Source organism: Kribbella sp. NPDC000426, from assembly GCF_040300265.1.
Lineage (GTDB): Bacteria > Actinomycetota > Actinomycetes > Propionibacteriales > Kribbellaceae > Kribbella.
The window spans coordinates 447,394-464,270 of record NZ_JBEPDK010000002.1; the positions used below are offsets into that span (position 1 = coordinate 447,394).

The following is a 16,877-nucleotide window of genomic DNA, read 5'->3' on the forward strand; positions in this document are numbered from 1 at the left end:
TAACTTGCGCGATAGTACGGATATAGTGAGTGGATGGCCGATCCGCTGACGGATACCCTCGCGCTCACCGAGGCGCATTGCCATGTCTCGCGCGGATTCGAGGCGACGGGCGAGTGGGCGTTGCACTACCCGGCGACGAACCGGCTCAAGTTCACGGCTGCCGTCGAGGGCACGTGCTGGATCGACTTCGACGACGAGCTCGCCACCGGCCGCATCGAGCTGGAGCCGGGGGACGTCGTGCTGTTCGACGGCCGGCACGAGTTCGTGAAGGGCAACTCCGACGCCGTGCCGGTCGAGGACGCCGTGGTCGCGTTCGGTGCCACCGACGGACCGATCGCCCGCTTCGGCAGCGGTGTCCTGACCGGCGATGGTCCGCGGGTGGTCGGCGTCGGCGGTCACGTCAGCCTGAACCGCACCGGCGAAGAGCTGCTGATGCGCGCCCTGCCGCCGGTGATGCACCTGCGGGCCACCGACGAGCGGTCGGCGACCTTCCACTGGCTGCTGAACCGGTTGTTGCACGAGGCAACGACTGCGGAACTCGGCGCGAGTCTGGCCGCCGACGACGTCGCGCACCTGCTCTTCCTCGAGGCACTGCGTGCGTGTCTCGCGCAGGCGGAGGATCTCCCGGTCGGTTGGCTGCGGGCGATCGCCGACGAGCGCATCGCTCCGGCTCTGCGCCTGATGCATGACGAACCCGGCCGGGCCTGGCAGCTCGACGAACTTGCCCGGGCCGCCGCGATGTCGCGTACGACGTTCGCCGAGCGCTTCCGCTCCGTGGCCGGCGTGCCGCCGCTGACGTACCTGCTCAACTGGCGCATGCGTCTCGCCGAGCGAGCGCTGCGCGACGACGACCAGTCGCTGTCCGCCCTCGCGCATTCGCTCGGCTACACGTCCGACAGCGCCTTCAGCAACGCCTTCAAACGCGTGAACGGCGTCGCTCCCCGGCGCTACCGCGAGGCTGCCCGGGCGACCCGGGCGGCTCCCGAAATGGACGAAGCTACGGCTTAGGCATCCCGTACGCGTGGTCGACCGTCATCGAGAACATCAGCCGCTGGTCCGCGACCATCACCGCGCGGTACTCGTCCCAGTCCGGGTGCTCGCCCGACGCGGTCCGGTAGTAGTCGACCAGGTCCTCGACGACGGCGTCGTGCGGATCGGCCGCGACCGGGCTGAGCTCGGCCTTGCCTTCCAGTACGACGTACGAGCGCCCGCGCGGCCCGTCGACGTACAGGCTGGCGCGCGGATCGCGGCGCAGGTTCTTGGTCTTGGCGCGACCGTCGGTCAGCGAGACCCGGACCCGGGTGCCGTCGAACACATACGTGACGTTGGACAGCTGCGGCCGCCCGTCGCGCTTGATGGTGACCAGCACACCGAGCCCATGCGTGCCGATCCGGTCGAGGAGGGATTCCGTCATACGACAAGCTTAAAAATTCAAGCGCCCTTGAAGGCAAGAGACACTCAGATGCTCACCAGCAGGATGCCGCCGACAATGGTGGCCAGGCCGATCGCCTGCCTGGTCTCGAACCGCTCCCGGAGTACGACGGCACCGAGCAGGACGCCTAGTACGACGTTCAGCGAGCGACCGATCGCGATCGTCCCGACCGACGCGAACCTCAACGCCAGCAGGACCAGGCCGTAGCCGGCGGGCGTCAGGACGGCGACCGGCAGTGCCTGTCGCCAGTTCGGTAGCGGGCGGCGGTAGGCCAACGGCGAGAGCACGGCTACCTGGGCCACGTTCGCGACTGCGAGATACGTCAGCAGATCGACGTGTAGCGATGTGATGGCGTAGCCGTCCCACAGCGTGTATGCCGCCGTGCATGCCGCGACCGCCAACCCGAGGATGACGCCACGTGATGACCGTGGGCGTTCCATCAGCAGTACGCCGACCAGCACCAGCGCCGCTCCGCCGTACACCTGCGGCCCGCCGAGACTCGCGATCGCCACCAACACCGGCGCGCTGCCTCGACTGACCGAGTAGACGGTCGAGAACGCCCCGGCGCCGTACGCCTTCTGCAGGGTGACGGCGTACGTCGTGTGCAGCGCCATGCTCACGACTCCGGCCCACCAGGCGGCCGACCCGCGAGCCAGCAAGACGAGCGAGATCGGCAGCGTCAGCAGCCCACACATCCACACGAACGCGGGACCGCCCAGACCGCCCCTCTTCAGCAGCAGGTTCCATGTCGCATGACAGCCCGCGGAGGCGGTCAGCAAGCCGAGTGCAATCACGTAGACAGTGTCTACACGACCCGAGTAGACGGTGTCTACCGGTACCTGTGGATCGGCTGAAGAAAGCCCCCGGATCCTGGTCCCGCGGCCGCGGACTGGAAAGCATCGGGGACATGACCGAGATCAGCGAGCGGGCCGCCGTACGGCGGCTGAACGACCGGTTGGGGTTCGGGCCGGCGCCGGGCGACCTGGACGCCGGCGTCGACGCGACCGTACGGCGACTGCTGGGTCCGGCGAAGGATGCGGCGGCCGCCGCAGTCCCGCCGCCGACCGGTCTGGAGTCGCCCGCGGCCGTGAAGAAGAAGGACCAGGACAAGGACGCGAAGAAGGCCGCCAACAAGCAGCGGGCCGCGCAGGAGCGGAAGCTGACGATCTGGTGGCTCGACCGGATGGTGGTCAGCCGGACCGCGGCCGAGCGGCTGACCTGGTTCTGGCACGGGCACTTCGCGACCAGCAACCAGAAGGTCCGCAACGCGGCCTGGATGCTGGCCCAGAACCAGACCCAGCGCAACCTCGCGCTCGGCCGGTTCGGTGACCTGGCGCAGGCGATGATCGTGGACACCGCGATGATCCGTTGGCTCGACGGCCAGAAGAACCGCAAGGGTTCGCCGAACGAGAACCTGGCCCGCGAGTTCATGGAGCTGTTCACCCTCGGCATCGGTCACTACCAGGAGGCGGACGTCGCCCAAGGCGCTCGCTGTCTGACCGGGTGGGTGTTGCACGGGGACGCGGCGACCTTCCAGCGGAAGCGGTTCGACACCGGCAGCAAGACGGTGCTCGGCAAGACCGGCGACTTCGATGCGAAGGGGTTCGCACGGCTCGCGCTCGCCCAGCCCGCGTCGGCCGGGTTCGTGATCGGGAGGCTGTGGTTCCGGCTGGTGTCGGCAACGCCTCCCGATGCGGCGACGCTGGCGCGACTGACCACGGCGTACGGCGTGAACCGTGACGTGAGGTCGTTGCTGACGGCAATGGTCGCGGAGGCGGCGTTCAAGGACCCGGCGGCGAGTCTGGTCAAGGAACCGGTGGAGTGGGCGGTCGGATTGCTTCGGGCGCTGAAGCTCCGGCCCAGCAAGCTCGAGGAGAAGGAACAAACCAAGCTGCTCGCCGGCCTGCGCGGCATGGGCCAGCTGCCGTTCCGGCCGCCGAGTGTCGGCGGTTGGCCGGCCGGAGCGAGCTGGCTGACTACCTCGGCCGGTGTCACCCGGCTCCAGCTCGCGCAGCAACTGGCGAAGAAGGCCGACCTGTCCGCAGTCAAGGACGCGAACGCGGTCGCCGCCTTGCTCGGCGTCGACGGCTGGTCCGAGCGGACCAAGACCGCGTTGGCCCGTGTGAAGGATCCTGCGCAGCTGACCGCGGTCGCGGCCTGCGCACCCGAGTACGTCGTGAGCGGATAGGGCGGAACTGTGGACAATCTGACGAGAAGGCGATTCCTCACGCTTAGCGGGGTGACCGCGGCCGGAGCCTTGGCGGCCGGAGCGACGCAGGTGAACTGGTCCGACCTGATGGCCGCGGCCGTCGACGATCCGCTGCCGACCGACCAGTCCGTGCTCGTCGTCATCACCTTGTACGGCGGGAACGACGGCCTGAACACGGTCGTGCCGGCGGCGGATCCGGCGTACCAGAAGGCGCGGCCGGACCTGGCCTACCAGACGAACGAGGTGCTCGACCTCGGCGACGGTCTCGGGCTGAACCCGGGGATGAAGGGTCTCAAGGGTCTGTGGGACGACAAGCGGCTCGCGATCGTCCGCGGTGTCGGCTACCCGGACCCGGACCGCAGTCACTTCCGGTCGATGGCGATCTGGCAGACGGCATCGCCCAAGTCGCCGGTGCCGACCGGCTGGCTCGGCCGCTGGCTCGACGCAACCGGTGCCGACCCGCTGCGCGCGGTGTCCGTCGAACCAACCCTGCCGCCACTCCTGGCCGGCGAAACCACGGCCGCCGCCTCGCTCCCGTTGCGCGGGCTCTCCTTACCGGGCGGCGCCTTGGGTACGGCGTACGCCGCGCTGGGCAAACCGAGTGCGGGTGAGGGGCACTGGCAGGCGCGAGCGGCCAAGTCCGTGCTGGACTTGCAGAACGCGACGCAGGTGCTCGGCAAGGCGGTCAAGAGCGGCCACGACCAGGAGGACGATGACGACGAGGAGCGGACGAAGGGCGCATCCGCGGGCGGTACGTCGCAGCTCGGTGCGCAGCTCGAACTGATCGCCGGCCTGATCGAGGCCGGCGTACCGACCCGGGCGTACTCCGCTTCGCTGGGTGGCTTCGACACGCACGCGGACGAGCGCGGCACGCAGCAGCGACTGCTGACCGAACTCGACGGCGCGCTGACGCCGTTCGTGCAGCGGCTGCAGAAGACAGACCGCGGGAAGAACGCGGTCGTGCTGGTGTACTCCGAATTCGGCCGCCGGGTGCAGGCCAACGGAAGCGACGGCACCGACCATGGCACCGCCGGCCCGGTCTTCGTCCTGGGCGAGAAGGTCTCCGGCGGCTTCTACGGCAACCAGCCAAGCCTGACCGACCTGTCCAACGGCGACCTCAAAGCGGGCACGGACTTCCGCGACGTCTACGCCACGATGCTGCAACACGTCCTCGGCGAAGACCCCGGCAAGATCCTCGCCAACCACACCACCACCATCGACGGCTTATTGAAGGTGTGAAAGCCGCAGATGGAAGGCGGCACCCTGTTTGCCGTCGGGGCGATCGGACACGGTGAGGTCGCCGCCGTGGGCTCGGGCGATGCCGCGGGCGATGGCCAGGCCGAGACCGGCGCCCTTGCTGTGCGGGCCGTGGACGAGGCGCTCGAAGATCCGCTCCCGGGCCTCCGGCGGTACTCCGGGACCGTCGTCCTCGACCAGTGCGCCGGACGCGTCGACGGTGATACGGATCGCCTGGGCTCCGGCCTGGCGGGCGTTGTCGACGAGGTTGGCCAGGACCTGGGTCAACCGCTCCGGATCGGCGGTGACGATGGCCGATCCTTCGACCTCGACCTCCAGATCCGGCGCGACCAGGCGGACCCGGGCAGCCTGGGACTCGGCGAGGTGGTGCAGGTCGACCTGTGTGAGGTGCAGCTGCAGGCCGGCGTCGATTCGGCTCAACTCGAGCAAGTCCGAGACGAGCGTGCCGGCGCGGCGAGATTCACGCACCAGAAGGAGTTCGAGCTGACCGCGCTGGTTCGCCGCGGCCTGCGGACCGAGCTGGATCAGCGTCTCCGCGGCCGTCTGCAGTCCGGCGATCGGCGTACGCAGTTCGTGCGCGGCATCGGCGACGAACTCACGCATCCGATCCTCCGAACGCCGTGCCGCACCCTCGGCGCCCTCGAGCGCATCGAGCATCTCGTCGAACGCGGCCGCCGTACGGCCGAGCTCGGTGTCCGCGCGCTCCGGCTGCAGCCGACCGCCACGCCGCCCGGCCGCGATCGACCGGGCCAGACCGGTCATCGCATCGAGCGGCGCCAGTGCGAACCGCATCCCGATCACCAGCGCCACCGCGGTGATCAGGATCGCCAGAGCGCCGGAGATCAACAGCACGGTCCGCAGCCGCGAGCTCGCGTCGGCGAGCAGGCTGGTGTCGGCGGACAGCATCAGCGTCGCGCCCTTCGTCTGCTGACCGGCTTGCAGCGTCGCCTTCACCTGCCGCACGGTCCCGCCCGCGTCGATCGGCGGCGCGCCCAGCTGCCGTCCGTTCCGCAGGATCAGCGTGACCCGTACGCCGTCGGCGTCGACCCGCCGTACCAAGTTGCCTGGAGCAACGTTCTGCCGGGCGAGCTGCTGGGCGAGCTGGGCCCGGCCGGTGAGCAGCGAGTCGAGGCTGCGCTCGGCCTGCGCGTCGAACACCGCCTTCACCGTCAGGCCGGTGACCGGCAGCACGACCAGCAGTACGGCGATCGCCGTCAGCGTCACGCGAACACGCAGCGAAGCGGTCCTCATGGGCGCAGCACGTACCCGGACCCGCGGACCGTATGCAGCAGCCGCGGTCCGTGCGCCTCCAGCTTGCGCCGGAGCCCGCTCACGTACACCTCGACCAGATTGTCCGCGTAGTCGTCGTACCCCCAGACCGCGGTCAGCAACTGCGTCTTGCCGACCACCTTCCCGTCGCGCCCGGCCAGGAACGTGAGCAGCTTGAACTCGGTCGCCGTCAGCTCGATCGGCGTCCCGCCCCGGCGTACCGATCGCGCCTCGACATCAACCTCGAGATCGCCGACCTCGAGAACGGTGCGCAGCCGGCCCATCCGCCGCAGTACCGCCTCGACCCGCGCGATCAGCTCGGCCAGGACGAACGGCTTCACCACGTAGTCGTCCGCGCCGGTCCGCAGCCCGTGCAGCCGGTCGCCGACGGCGTCGCGCGCGGTCAGCAGGATCACCCCGGCGTTCGACGTCTCGCGCGCGACCGTGAGCAGTTCGAACCCGTCCCGGCCGGGCAGCATCACGTCGAGCAGCACCAGATCCGGCCGGTACTCCGCGAGGTCCCGCTCAAGACCCTCGCCGTCCGGGCGGGTGAGTACGGCGTGGCCCGCTTCGGTGAGCGCGATGCCGACGGCGGTCCGGATCGGCTCCGCGTCCTCCACCACCAGCACCCGCGCAGTCATCGGGCCATCCTTGCACCCGCCCCCGACCCGCAACTGAACGAAGGATGCAATCCTCAGCACATCCTCAGCACATCCTCAGCGAGTCCGGCGTCACTCTGCGTGTCTCGTCCGTCGAGACCCCCGGTTCGACGGCCCGGGGGAGTTGTGCATAGAGTGGTTGCCATCATGCGGCATCAGCTTCTCCTCCTTCGCTGCCGCGGCGAGGCCTGTTAAGGCCGGTTCCCTCGCCGCGGTGTTCTGTCGTTCGCCGGTCGTCCAAGCGACCCCGCAGTAGACAGCTCCCGAGGAGAACCCCCGTGGCACCGAAGAACCAGCCCAAGCCCGTCCAGCAGCCGTCCGGTATGCCGACGCACCGCTACCGCGCGTTCCCGCCCATCGACCTGCCCGACCGCACCTGGCCGGCCAAGTCCGTCGACCGCACCCCGCGCTGGCTGTCCACCGACCTCCGCGACGGCAACCAGGCGCTGGTCGAGCCGATGTCGCCGGCCCGCAAGCGGCGGATGTTCGACCTGCTGGTGAAGATGGGCTACAAGGAGATCGAGGTCGGCTTCCCGAGCGCCAGCCAGTACGACTTCGACTTCGTCCGCAGCCTGATCGAGTCCGACGCGATCCCGGACGACGTCACGATCTCGGTGCTGACGCAGGCCCGCGAGGAGCTGATCGAGCGCACCGTGCAGTCGCTGCAGGGCTCGCCGAAGGCCACGATCCACCTCTACAACGCGACCGCGCCGCTGTTCCGCCGGGTCGTGTTCAACGTCGACAAGGCCGAGTGCCGCAACATCGCCGTCCGCGGCACCGAGACCGTGATGAAGTACGCCGACGAGATGCTCGGCGACTGCGAGTTCGGGTACCAGTACAGCCCGGAGATCTTCACCGGCACCGAGCTGGAGTTCGCGCTCGAGGTGTGCGAGGCGGTCAGCGACGTCTGGCAGCCCGCCGAGGGCCGCGAGATCATCCTGAACCTGCCGGCCACCGTCGAGATGTGCACCCCGAACGTGTACGCCGACCAGATCGAGTGGTTCGGCCGGCACCTGACCCGGCGCGAGCACAGCGCGATCAGCCTGCACCCGCACAACGACCGCGGTACGGCGGTGGCCGCGACCGAGCTCGCGCTGATGGCAGGCGCCGATCGTGTTGAGGGCTGCCTGTTCGGGCACGGTGAGCGCACCGGCAACGTCGACCTGGTCACGCTGGGGATGAACCTGTTCAGCCAGGGCATCGACCCGCAGATCGAGTTCTCCGACATCGACGAGATCCGCCGTACGGTCGAGTACTGCACGCAGATGCGCGTTCCCGAGCGTCAGCCGTACTCCGGCGACCTGGTCTACACCGCTTTCTCCGGCTCGCACCAGGACGCGATCAAGAAGGGCCTGGAGGCGCTGGACAAGCAGGCCGCGGCCGAGGGCAGGCCGGTCGGCGACATCGCCTGGGAGGCGCCGTACCTGCCGATCGACCCGAAGGACGTCGGCCGCAGCTACGAGGCCGTGATCCGGGTCAACTCGCAGTCCGGCAAGGGCGGCGTCGCGTACATGATGAAGTCCGAGCACCGGCTCGACCTGCCCCGCCGGCTGCAGATCGAGTTCAGCCGGGTGATCCAGCAGCACACGGACAACGAGGGCGGCGAGGTCGGCCCGCAGCAGATGTGGGACATCTTCGCGGCCGAGTACCTCGCGCCGGGCAAGCTGTCGCTGCTGAGCGTCAACTCGACGTCCGGCGAGGGCCAGGGCGACCAGCTCCGGGTTCAGGTCTATTCCAATGGCGTGCCCCACGAGTTGGTTGGTGAGGGCAACGGCCCGGTGTCGGCCTTCGTCGACGCGATCAAGCCGCTGAAGTACGACGTACGGGTGCTGGACTACCACGAGCACGCGCTCTCGGCCGGTGGTGACGCGCTGGCCGCGGCGTACGTCGAATGTGAGGTCGGCGACGAGGTTTTCTGGGGTGTCGGGCGGGACGCGAACATTCTCACGGCCTCACTGAAGGCCGTTGTCTCGGCTGTCAACCGCGCCACGCGCTGACTGCGTCACATTCTCCCGGCGAATCGCCCGTCCTTGTTTCAGGGGCGGGCGATTCCTGTACGCCCCGGTACCGTTGCGTCACTGACCGCAACGTTGTCTCACTGTTGCCTCAAGTCGTTGACTCGGGGACCAGAGCTGCGCACACTAACGACACTATGCGCAGATCCTTGCAAGACAGCGTTACTAAGTCGTGCTGTTGAGCGGTCTGCGCCACCGACTTTCCCTGGCAGTCGCGTGGAGGTGAGCAGTGAGCGGTGCGGTCGAGACACCCGCGTCGAAGCTGATCGAAGGCCCGGTTGTCGAACCGAGACCCTCGGCTGTTCGGCGCTTCTTCAACGCCTGGCTTGTCCGAAGAATCTTCAAGGCCGTCCTGACCGTCTTCATCGTCACCAGCGGTACGTTCTTCCTGGTCCGGCTGCTGCCTGGTAACCCGGTCGACACCTATATCCAGACCCAGATCGCGCAGACCGGCGTCTCGTACGAGCAAGCCGCCGCGCAGGCGAAGAACCTCTTCTCCCTGGACCCGAACGCACCGCTGATCCAGCAGTACGTGACGTACATGGGGAACCTGCTGCAAGGCGACTTCGGCAACTCGGCACTCTCGCCGGGCACGACCGTTGCCTCGGTCATCAAGACCTACCTGCCGTGGACGCTGTTCTCCGTCGGCGTGGCCACGGTGCTCGCGTTCGTCATCGGCATCGTCGCGGGCATGATCATGGCGTACCGCCGCGAGACCTGGGTCGACCATACGCTCACCTCGATCGGCGCGTTCCTGCACGCGATCCCGAACTACATCCTGGCGATCCTGATCGTCGTCTTCCTCGGGGTGAAACTGCAATGGTTCAACCTGACCGAGGCGCGCGGGTCGTACACACCAGGCGTGCATCCGTCGTTCAGCCTGTCGTTCCTGAACGACATCTTCTACCACGCGGCGCTGCCGATCCTGGCCTACACGCTGACCACGGTCGGCTCCTGGGCGCTGGTGATGAAGTCGTCGACCGTGGAGACGCTCGGTGAGGACTACGTGACCGTCGCCCGGGCCCGCGGCCTGTCCGACTCGCGGATCAGGAACGGGTACGTCGGCCGCAACGCCGTCCTACCGCTGTTCAGCGCGCTCGCGGTCTCGCTCGGATTCGTGGTCGGCGGGTCGATCTTCGTCGAGAAGATCTTCGGCTATCAGGGCATCGGATTCAGCCTCTTCAACGCGGTCAACGGCCGCGACTACGCCGTGTTGCAGGGGATCTTCCTGGTCATCACGATCTCGGTGGTGGCGGCCAACCTGATCGCCGACATTCTCTACAGCCGACTGGATCCGCGGATCCGCGTCCAGGGCAAGGGGTGACGAGATGTCCGAAGCAACCGTCGTGAATGTCAACGCGATCGGGACGACCAGCGTCTCCCGCTTCGCCGGCATCCTCAAGTCACTGCGGCGCAGCCCGGCCGGCTTCATCGGCTTCGTGCTGGTGGCGCTGCTCGTGCTGATCAGTGCGATCGGGCCGTTCTTCACCCCGGAGGTGGCGCCGAACGTCAAGGAGATCCTGCTCCCCGCGGGGACGCCCGGGCACCTGCTGGGCACCGACAACGAGGGCAAGGACGTCCTGATCCAGATGATCGCCGGCGGCCGGACGGTGATCTTCGTCGGCTTCGTCGCCGCGGCGATCTCCACCGCGATCGCCATCGTGCTCGGCTCACTGGCCGCCTACCTGGGCGGCTGGGTCGACTCGGTCGTGGTCACCGCGGCCGACGTGTTCCTGACCGTCCCGCAGATCGTCCTGCTCGCGGTCCTCGGCGCGTTCTTCAAGCTCGACTCGCCGATCCTGCTGGCCCTGCTGGTCGGTGGTCTGTCCTGGCCGGTGCTGACCCGGGCCGTCCGGGCCCAGGTGTTCTCGCTGAAGGAACGTGAGTTCGTCGAAGCCGCCAGGCTGCTCGATCTCGGCACGCCGCGGGTGGTGTTCGTCGAGATCCTGCCGAACATGGCCAGCTTCATCCTGATGAACTTCATGATCGGCGTGACCAACGCGATCTACCAGCTGGTCGGCCTCTACCTGCTCGGTCTCGCGCCGCTGACGGGATCGAACTGGGGCATCATGCTCAACCGCGCCTGGATCGCCGGCGCGATCTTCAACGACAACAGCCTGGCCTGGATCCTCAGCCCGATTGTCGCGATCATCCTGCTGCTGCTCGGATTGGTGATGATGACGAGATCCCTCGAAGAGATCCTCAACCCGCGTCTCCGGGACCGGTGACGATGGTGACGACGACTCCCTCGGGCAAGACAAACACAGCGGGCGCCGATCGCGCGGTGCGTGGCGGCGAGGGTAAGCCGCTGCTGTCGATCCGCGACTTCAAGGTCGAGTACCGCACCGGCTCCGGCGCGACGGTGCAGGCCGTCCGCGGCGTCGACCTCGACCTCTACCCGGGCGAGAGTCTTGCCCTGGTGGGGGAGAGCGGCTGCGGCAAGACGACGTTCGGGCTCGGGCTGCTCCGGCTGCTGCCGCGGCTCGGTCACGCCAGCGGCAAGGTGATCTTCAACCGCGCCGACGGCACCGAGATCGACATCCTGAGCCTCGACGGGCGCGACCTGCGGCAGTTCCGCTGGCGGGACGCGGCGATGGTGTTCCAGGGCGCGATGAACGCGTTCAACCCGGTGCTGAAGATCCGCGCGCACATGCACGACACGATGCGCGCGCACACCAAGGCGACCCGGCAGGAGATCGAGGACCGGGCCGGCGAGCTGCTCCGGCTGGTGCGCCTCGAGCCGGAGCGGGTGATGGACTGCTATCCGCACGAGCTGTCCGGCGGTATGCGGCAGCGCGTGCTGATCGCGATGAGCCTGCTGCTCGAGCCCGAGGTGCTGATCCTGGACGAGCCGACCACGGCGCTCGACATCCTCACCCAGCGGTCGATCGTCGACGTACTGCACGAGGTCCGTGAGCGGCTCGGCTTCTCGATGATCTTCATCTCCCACGACCTGTCGCTGGCCGCCGAGCTCGCCGACCGGGTCGCCACCATGTACGCCGGGCGCCTGGTCGAGACCGGCGGTGTACGGGACCTGTTCTACCGGCCGCGGCACCCGTACACGCTGGGCCTGATCAAGGCCGTGCCGCCGATCGTCGGCGACCTGCCCGACCTGGAATCGATTCCGGGCGGTCCGCCGAGCCTGGCCGCACTGCCGAAGGGCTGCACCTTCAACCCGCGGTGCAAGTTCGCCACGGACGAGTGCAAAGCGGCCGAACCGGACCTGCTCCCGGTGACCGACCAACCGGGCAGCGCCCACGAGGTCGCCTGCATCCACTGGAAGGACGTGCACCTCGACCGCGAGGTGCCCAGCCAAGACTTGGGGACTGCGTCATGAGCGCGCTCGAGAAGACCCCGGAGACCCCTGAGGCCGCAGCGGGCAGCCGTACGCCGTTGATGACGCTGGCCGGTGTCAGCCAGGTGTTCGACACCAAGGCCGGTCCGATCCGTGCGGTCGACAACATCGACCTGTCGGTCAACCCCGGCGAGGTGCTCTGCCTGGTCGGCGAGAGCGGCTCGGGCAAGACCACCGCGGCCCGGATGGCCGCCGGTCTGGCCCGGCCGACCGACGGCAAGGTCGAGTTCGCCGGCACCGACATCTGGTCGATGAACCGGCACGACTTCGGCGGCTTCCGCCGCAGCGTGCAGTACGTCCACCAGGACCCGTACGCGTCGCTGAACCCGACCCGGACGATCCAGCAGACGATCACCGCGCCGCTGCTCAAGCACGGTGTTGTCAAGGGCAACAAAGCGGCCGCCGACAAGGCCGCCGAACTGCTCACCAAGGTCGACCTGACGCCACCGGAGAACTACCTGCCGAAGTACCCGCACCAGCTGTCCGGCGGACAGCGCCAGCGGGTCTCGGTCGCGCGGGCACTGACGCTGGACCCGAAGCTGATCATCGCCGACGAGTCGACCTCGATGCTCGACGTGTCGATCCGGATCAGCGTGCTGGCGATGCTCGGCCGTCTGCGCGACGACCTCGGCGTCGGGTTCCTGTTCATCACCCACGACCTGGCGATCGCGAAGTACTTCGGCTGGAACGGCAAGACCGCGGTGATGTATCTCGGCCGGATCGTCGAGTTCGGCCCGACGCCGAAGATCATCAACGCGCCGACGCATCCCTACACCCGGGCGCTGATCGACGCGATCCCCGAGCCGGATCCGGACCTGACGAAGACCAAGGGCCGGGAATCCCTGCGCAGCCTGGAGATCCCGAGCCTGGCCCACCTGCCGACCGGCTGCTCGTTCCACCCGCGCTGCCCGATGTTCGAGGACGGGCTGTGCGACGGCGAGGTCCCGGAGCTGGTGCAGATCCGTCCCGGTCAGTCCGCGGCCTGCCACGTGGTGGCCCGCGACGGCGCCGGGGAGGTCCGGCCCGATGAGCCGGTGGCCTGATGTCACCGCAGATCGGCCGGGCGGCGCTCGGCTGGGCGACGTTCCTGGTACTGGCCAGCGGGGCGTTGCTGCTCACGCTGTCGCCCGGTACCCCGGAGTTCGTCGTCACCCTGTTCACCTTGTGTTTGGGCCTGCTACTGGGCCTGATCGTCGTCGTCGGGATCGTCTGGACCCGACGGCGGGAAAAACGCGAGGGCGGTTCGCAGTAACCCAAACCAGTAGTGCCTGACGCACACAGTCGTGCGGTCAGATCAGAAAGGACCAAGGAATGAGTCCCACCGGCACCAACGATTCCGGCACCAACTCTCCGGGGCCGAGCCCCCGGACGAACGCGATCTCGCGCCGAAACGTGCTCCAGTTGTTCGGCATCGCCGGTGTCGGCGTCGCCGGCATCGGGGCGCTGGAGGCTTGCTCGCCGAGTACCCCGAACAGCAACAGCGGGGACAGCAGCAAGAACGCCAACAAGGAGTTCCACGGCGCGTACCCGTACCAGCTGCCGCCGAAGGGCCACTTCAACCTGGCCGCCGGCGTCCTCGACGGCATCCAGCAGTCGAGCCCGTACCTCGACCTCGTCTACCCCAGCGGCGGCCTGTACTACTGGGCCGACAAGAAGTGGGAATGGATGATGGCCGAGTCCGGCACGCTGGACGAGGCGAACAAGACCTACACGATGAAGCTCCGGTCCGGGCTGACCTGGAGCGACGGCAAGCCGGTGACGGCGAAGGACGTCGTGTCGACGTTCAACCTGCAGTGGCTGATGCGCCAGCCACCGTGGACCTTCCTGTCCGACGTCACGGCGAAGGACGACACCACCGCGGTGTTCACCATCGGTACGCCGTCCACCGTGCTCGAGCGCTACATCCTCCGCGCCCCGATCCTGCCCGACTCGGTCTACGGCGAGTGGGCCACCAAGGCCGAGACGATGCGCAAGGCCAAGACCAGCCTGGACAGCGCCGAGGGTAAGCAGCTCAACGGCGACTTCCAGAAGTTCCGTCCGGAGAACCCGGTCGTGTCCGGTCCGTTCAACTTCGACGCGAAGAACATGACCAACGCGCAGATGAACCTGGTCAAGAACGACAAGGGCCTGTTCGCCGACAAGATCGGCTTCAGCAAGGTTCTCCTGTACAACGGTGAGACCTCCGACGTCACCCCCGTCGTCCTGAACAAGGACGTCGACTACGCCACCCACGGCTTCGCGGTGGCCACCGAGAAGACGCTGCTGTCCAGCGGCTTCCGGATCCTCCGGCCGCCGGTGTACTCCGGCCCGGCGCTGGTGTTCAACTACACGGCGCACCCGGAGCTGTCCGACCCGAAGGTACGGCAGGCAATCGCCTACGTCCTCGACCGGGCCGAGAACGGCACCGTCGCACTGGGCGACTCCGGCAAGCCCTGCAAGTACATGGCCGGCTTCTCCGACATCGCCGTCCCGGACTGGATCTCCGACGCGGACCAGAAGAAGCTGAACGCCTACGACAAGGACCTCGCCAAGGCCACCAGCCTGCTGCAGTCGGCGGGCTGGAAGCAGACCGGCGGCAAGTGGATGCTGCCGAACGGCAAGCCGGCGGCGTACGACATCAAGTTCCCGACCGAGTTCGCCGACTGGAACCCGGCCGCCACCAACGCGGCCGACCAGCTGAACAAGTTCGGGTTCAACATCACCAAGCGGGGTATCACGTTCACCCAGCTCAACCCGGACGTACTGGCCGGCAAGTTCGACTTCGCGATCCAGACCTGGGGCGCGTCGAGCCACCCGCACCCGTACTTCGCGTTCGTCCAGGACCTGTACACGTTCAACTACGTGGTCGCTGCGAACCAGGGCGGCAAGGGTATGAACTTCCCGCTGAAGCAGACCACCTCGGCCGGTCCGATCGACCTGCAGTCCGTGGTGGACAAGTCCGCGCAGGGCCTGAACCTCGACGAGCAGAAGAAGAACGTCACCGCCGCGGCGCTGGCCTTCAACGAACTGCTGCCGATCATCCCGCTCTGGGAGCGCTACGGTAACAACCCCGCGCTCGAGGGCACCCGGGTGGCGAAGTTCCCGGCCGACGACGACCCGATCCTGAAGAACGCGCCGTACGCGGACAACTTCGTGATCATGTACATGTACCAGGGCAAGGTCGCTCCGGTCTAACCGGTTGGCATCTGACCTGGTTGTCTGATTGGGTCGGCCGGGTGATCTTGGTTCGCGAGATCGACCCGGCCGACCTGGCCCTGTTCGACGAGTGGTACGACGCCTTCCGGGCCGGCGCGGTCGCCGGCCGGCAGGCTGCGCTGGTGGCCGGGCGGGAGACGCTCGGCTACTCGCTGCGCAACCCCAGCCCGCTGAAGCAGCGGATCGCCGTGGCTGCGTTCGAGGACGACCGCGTGCTCGGCGGGATGCTGTTCGAGTACCGGCTGACCGACAACCTCGACACGGTCGAGGTCGAGATCGACGTCCCCGCGGAGCACCGGCGGCGCGGGATCGGTACGGCGCTGTGGCAGTGGGCCGTCACCCGGTCGGCCCAGCTCGGGCGGACCATCGTCCAGACCGAGCTCGGCGTCCCGTGCGAGCCGTGGGCGGGTGCCGCGTTCGCGGAGCGGCTCGGGTTCGAGGTCGAGCACGTCGAGGAGCACCTCGTCGTACCGCTGCCGTACGACGATCTGCGGCTGGACGAGCTGCGCTCAGATGTAGGACGCCTCGACGGGTACCAGCTGACCTCGTGGGCGGGCGTGTGCCCGCCGGAGCATCAGCAGGCGTACGCCGATCTGCACACCGCGATGGACCTGGACGTCCCGACCGGTGGCATGACCCGCGAGCTCGTGCCGTGGACGGTCGACAAGCTCGAGGCGAGCGAGGCGCGGATCGACCGCAACTACCTCGCGCTGGTGACGATGGCCCACACGCTCGACGGCCTGCCGGCGGGGTACACGTTGCTCTATCTGCCGCGGGCCGACGCGGAGCATGCCCAGCAGGACGACACGCTCGTACTGCGGGAGCACCGCGGCCACAACCTCGGCACCCACCTGAAGCTCGCGAACCTGGAGCAACTCGCCAAACACCGGACGACGCAGCGCTTCCTGCACACCTGGACCGCGCTGTCGAACGCACCGATGCGCAAGGTCAACGCCCGCTTCGGCTTCCGCCCGGTCGAGGAGCATCGCGAACTCGAGCTGCGCCTGCCTCGGTTGCGTCCGGCGGCTCGTGCGGTGATCGTGGATGAGGAGGAGCGCATCCTGCTCGTCCGTTTCGAGTTCGACGACGGGCCGCTGTGGGCGACTCCCGGCGGCGGACTCGAGCCCGGCGAGACCGTGGTGGAAGGGCTGCGGCGTGAACTCGTCGAGGAGGTCGGCCTGCGCGACTTCCCCGACCCGCCGCACCTCTGGCACCAGGAAGTCGTTGCCGAAGGCCACGCCACCGGCTACGACGGCGTCCTCAACGACTACTTCCTGATCCGCACACCGGCCTTCGACCCCGCCGGCACCCTCACCGCAGCCGAGCTCCGCGCCGAGAACGTCCACGCGATGAAGTGGTGGACCCTGGCCGAGCTGACGGCGTACGAGGGCCGCTTCGCCCCGCGCGACCTGCCGACCCTGATCGACCGCCTGCTGACGGCCGGTCCGCCGACCACACCCACGCAGCTCGGCCTGTGAGAATGCCG

At 68.2% G+C, this 16,877-nt stretch carries 15 protein-coding genes; 11 read left to right on the top strand and 4 right to left on the bottom strand.

Annotated elements, in window-relative coordinates:
- Window positions 1–33: 33 nt before the first annotated feature.
- Complete coding sequence (locus ABT313_RS10000) at window positions 34–1,008, top strand: AraC family transcriptional regulator (protein WP_350850672.1); 975 nt, start codon at window positions 34–36, stop codon at window positions 1,006–1,008.
- Here the strand turns inward: ABT313_RS10000 and ABT313_RS10005 are convergent.
- Both ABT313_RS10005 and ABT313_RS10010 read right to left on the bottom strand, forming a co-directional pair.
- Window positions 998–1,414: a PPOX class F420-dependent oxidoreductase gene (locus ABT313_RS10005; protein ID WP_350850674.1), complete on the bottom strand. Its 417-nt coding sequence runs from the start codon at window positions 1,412–1,414 to the stop codon at window positions 998–1,000. The genes ABT313_RS10000 and ABT313_RS10005 overlap by 11 nt on opposite strands.
- A 44-nt stretch (window positions 1,415–1,458) precedes the next feature.
- Window positions 1,459–2,226: an EamA family transporter gene (locus tag ABT313_RS10010; protein ID WP_350850676.1), complete on the bottom strand. Its 768-nt coding sequence runs from the start codon at window positions 2,224–2,226 to the stop codon at window positions 1,459–1,461.
- Between the two features lie 113 nt (window positions 2,227–2,339).
- Here ABT313_RS10010 and ABT313_RS10015 point away from each other — a divergent pair, with 113 nt between their 5' ends.
- Window positions 2,340–3,620 carry a DUF1800 domain-containing protein gene (locus tag ABT313_RS10015; RefSeq protein ID WP_350850679.1) on the top strand — a complete coding sequence of 427 codons (1,281 nt, stop codon included), beginning with the start codon at window positions 2,340–2,342 and terminating at the stop codon, window positions 3,618–3,620.
- 51 nt (window positions 3,621–3,671) lie between these two features.
- Window positions 3,672–4,880 (top strand): DUF1501 domain-containing protein, encoded by a 1,209-nt coding sequence (locus ABT313_RS10020; protein WP_350850680.1) that lies wholly within the window; start codon window positions 3,672–3,674, stop codon window positions 4,878–4,880.
- Here ABT313_RS10020 and ABT313_RS10025 read toward each other — a convergent pair.
- Window positions 4,866–6,149, bottom strand: a complete 1,284-nt coding sequence (locus ABT313_RS10025; RefSeq protein WP_350850682.1) for a HAMP domain-containing sensor histidine kinase — start codon at window positions 6,147–6,149, stop codon at window positions 4,866–4,868. The two genes, ABT313_RS10020 and ABT313_RS10025, sit on opposite strands and share 15 nt — an antisense overlap.
- Complete coding sequence (locus ABT313_RS10030) at window positions 6,146–6,808, bottom strand: response regulator transcription factor (RefSeq protein WP_350850684.1); 663 nt, start codon at window positions 6,806–6,808, stop codon at window positions 6,146–6,148. Before ABT313_RS10030 ends, ABT313_RS10025 begins: the two co-directional genes overlap by 4 nt.
- Window positions 6,809–7,149: 341 nt before the next feature.
- Between ABT313_RS10030 and leuA the strand changes: the two genes are divergently transcribed.
- From leuA to ABT313_RS10070, 8 genes are all read left to right on the top strand, one after another.
- Entirely contained in the window at window positions 7,150–8,823 is a 1,674-nt protein-coding gene (leuA, locus tag ABT313_RS10035) for a 2-isopropylmalate synthase (protein ID WP_350852112.1), read from the top strand.
- A gap of 247 nt (window positions 8,824–9,070) precedes the next feature.
- A complete protein-coding gene (locus tag ABT313_RS10040; RefSeq protein WP_350850686.1) occupies window positions 9,071–10,165 on the top strand; it encodes an ABC transporter permease in 1,095 nt (364 codons plus the stop codon).
- Window positions 10,166–10,169: 4 nt separating this feature from the next.
- Window positions 10,170–11,069, top strand: coding sequence for an ABC transporter permease (locus ABT313_RS10045; protein WP_350850688.1), 900 nt, complete (start codon window positions 10,170–10,172; stop codon window positions 11,067–11,069).
- 5 nt (window positions 11,070–11,074) lie between these two features.
- Window positions 11,075–12,178 carry an ABC transporter ATP-binding protein gene (locus ABT313_RS10050; RefSeq protein WP_350850690.1) on the top strand — a complete coding sequence of 368 codons (1,104 nt, stop codon included), beginning with the start codon at window positions 11,075–11,077 and terminating at the stop codon, window positions 12,176–12,178.
- The gene (locus ABT313_RS10055) at window positions 12,175–13,239 is read left to right on the top strand and encodes an ABC transporter ATP-binding protein (protein WP_350850692.1); all 1,065 of its coding nucleotides are present in this window, start codon (window positions 12,175–12,177) and stop codon (window positions 13,237–13,239) included. The genes ABT313_RS10050 and ABT313_RS10055 overlap by 4 nt, the downstream gene beginning before the upstream one ends.
- A complete protein-coding gene (locus ABT313_RS10060) occupies window positions 13,239–13,448 on the top strand; it encodes a hypothetical protein (RefSeq protein ID WP_350850694.1) in 210 nt (69 codons plus the stop codon). Before ABT313_RS10055 ends, ABT313_RS10060 begins: the two co-directional genes overlap by 1 nt.
- Window positions 13,449–13,507: 59 nt before the next feature.
- A complete protein-coding gene (locus ABT313_RS10065) occupies window positions 13,508–15,370 on the top strand; it encodes an ABC transporter substrate-binding protein (RefSeq protein WP_350850695.1) in 1,863 nt (620 codons plus the stop codon).
- A 41-nt stretch (window positions 15,371–15,411) separates the two neighbouring features.
- Complete coding sequence (locus tag ABT313_RS10070) at window positions 15,412–16,869, top strand: GNAT family N-acetyltransferase (RefSeq protein WP_350850697.1); 1,458 nt, start codon at window positions 15,412–15,414, stop codon at window positions 16,867–16,869.
- Window positions 16,870–16,877 lie beyond the last annotated feature (8 nt).

What these genes read in the sequence shown, in the direction of transcription:
- ABT313_RS10015 (WP_350850679.1), top strand. Translation starts at nt 2,340, where the DNA reads ATGACCGAGATCAGCGAGCGGGCCGCCGTACGGCGGCTGAACGACCGG.
- ABT313_RS10060 (WP_350850694.1), top strand. Translation starts at nt 13,239, where the DNA reads ATGTCACCGCAGATCGGCCGGGCGGCGCTCGGCTGGGCGACGTTCCTG.
- ABT313_RS10065 (WP_350850695.1), top strand. Translation starts at nt 13,508, where the DNA reads ATGAGTCCCACCGGCACCAACGATTCCGGCACCAACTCTCCGGGGCCG.
- leuA (WP_350852112.1), top strand. Translation starts at nt 7,150, where the DNA reads ATGCCGACGCACCGCTACCGCGCGTTCCCGCCCATCGACCTGCCCGAC.
- ABT313_RS10030 (WP_350850684.1), bottom strand. Translation starts at nt 6,808, where the DNA reads ATGACTGCGCGGGTGCTGGTGGTGGAGGACGCGGAGCCGATCCGGACC.
- ABT313_RS10000 (WP_350850672.1), top strand. Translation starts at nt 34, where the DNA reads ATGGCCGATCCGCTGACGGATACCCTCGCGCTCACCGAGGCGCATTGC.
- ABT313_RS10025 (WP_350850682.1), bottom strand. Translation starts at nt 6,149, where the DNA reads ATGAGGACCGCTTCGCTGCGTGTTCGCGTGACGCTGACGGCGATCGCC.
- ABT313_RS10005 (WP_350850674.1), bottom strand. Translation starts at nt 1,414, where the DNA reads ATGACGGAATCCCTCCTCGACCGGATCGGCACGCATGGGCTCGGTGTG.
- ABT313_RS10045 (WP_350850688.1), top strand. Translation starts at nt 10,170, where the DNA reads ATGTCCGAAGCAACCGTCGTGAATGTCAACGCGATCGGGACGACCAGC.
- ABT313_RS10055 (WP_350850692.1), top strand. Translation starts at nt 12,175, where the DNA reads ATGAGCGCGCTCGAGAAGACCCCGGAGACCCCTGAGGCCGCAGCGGGC.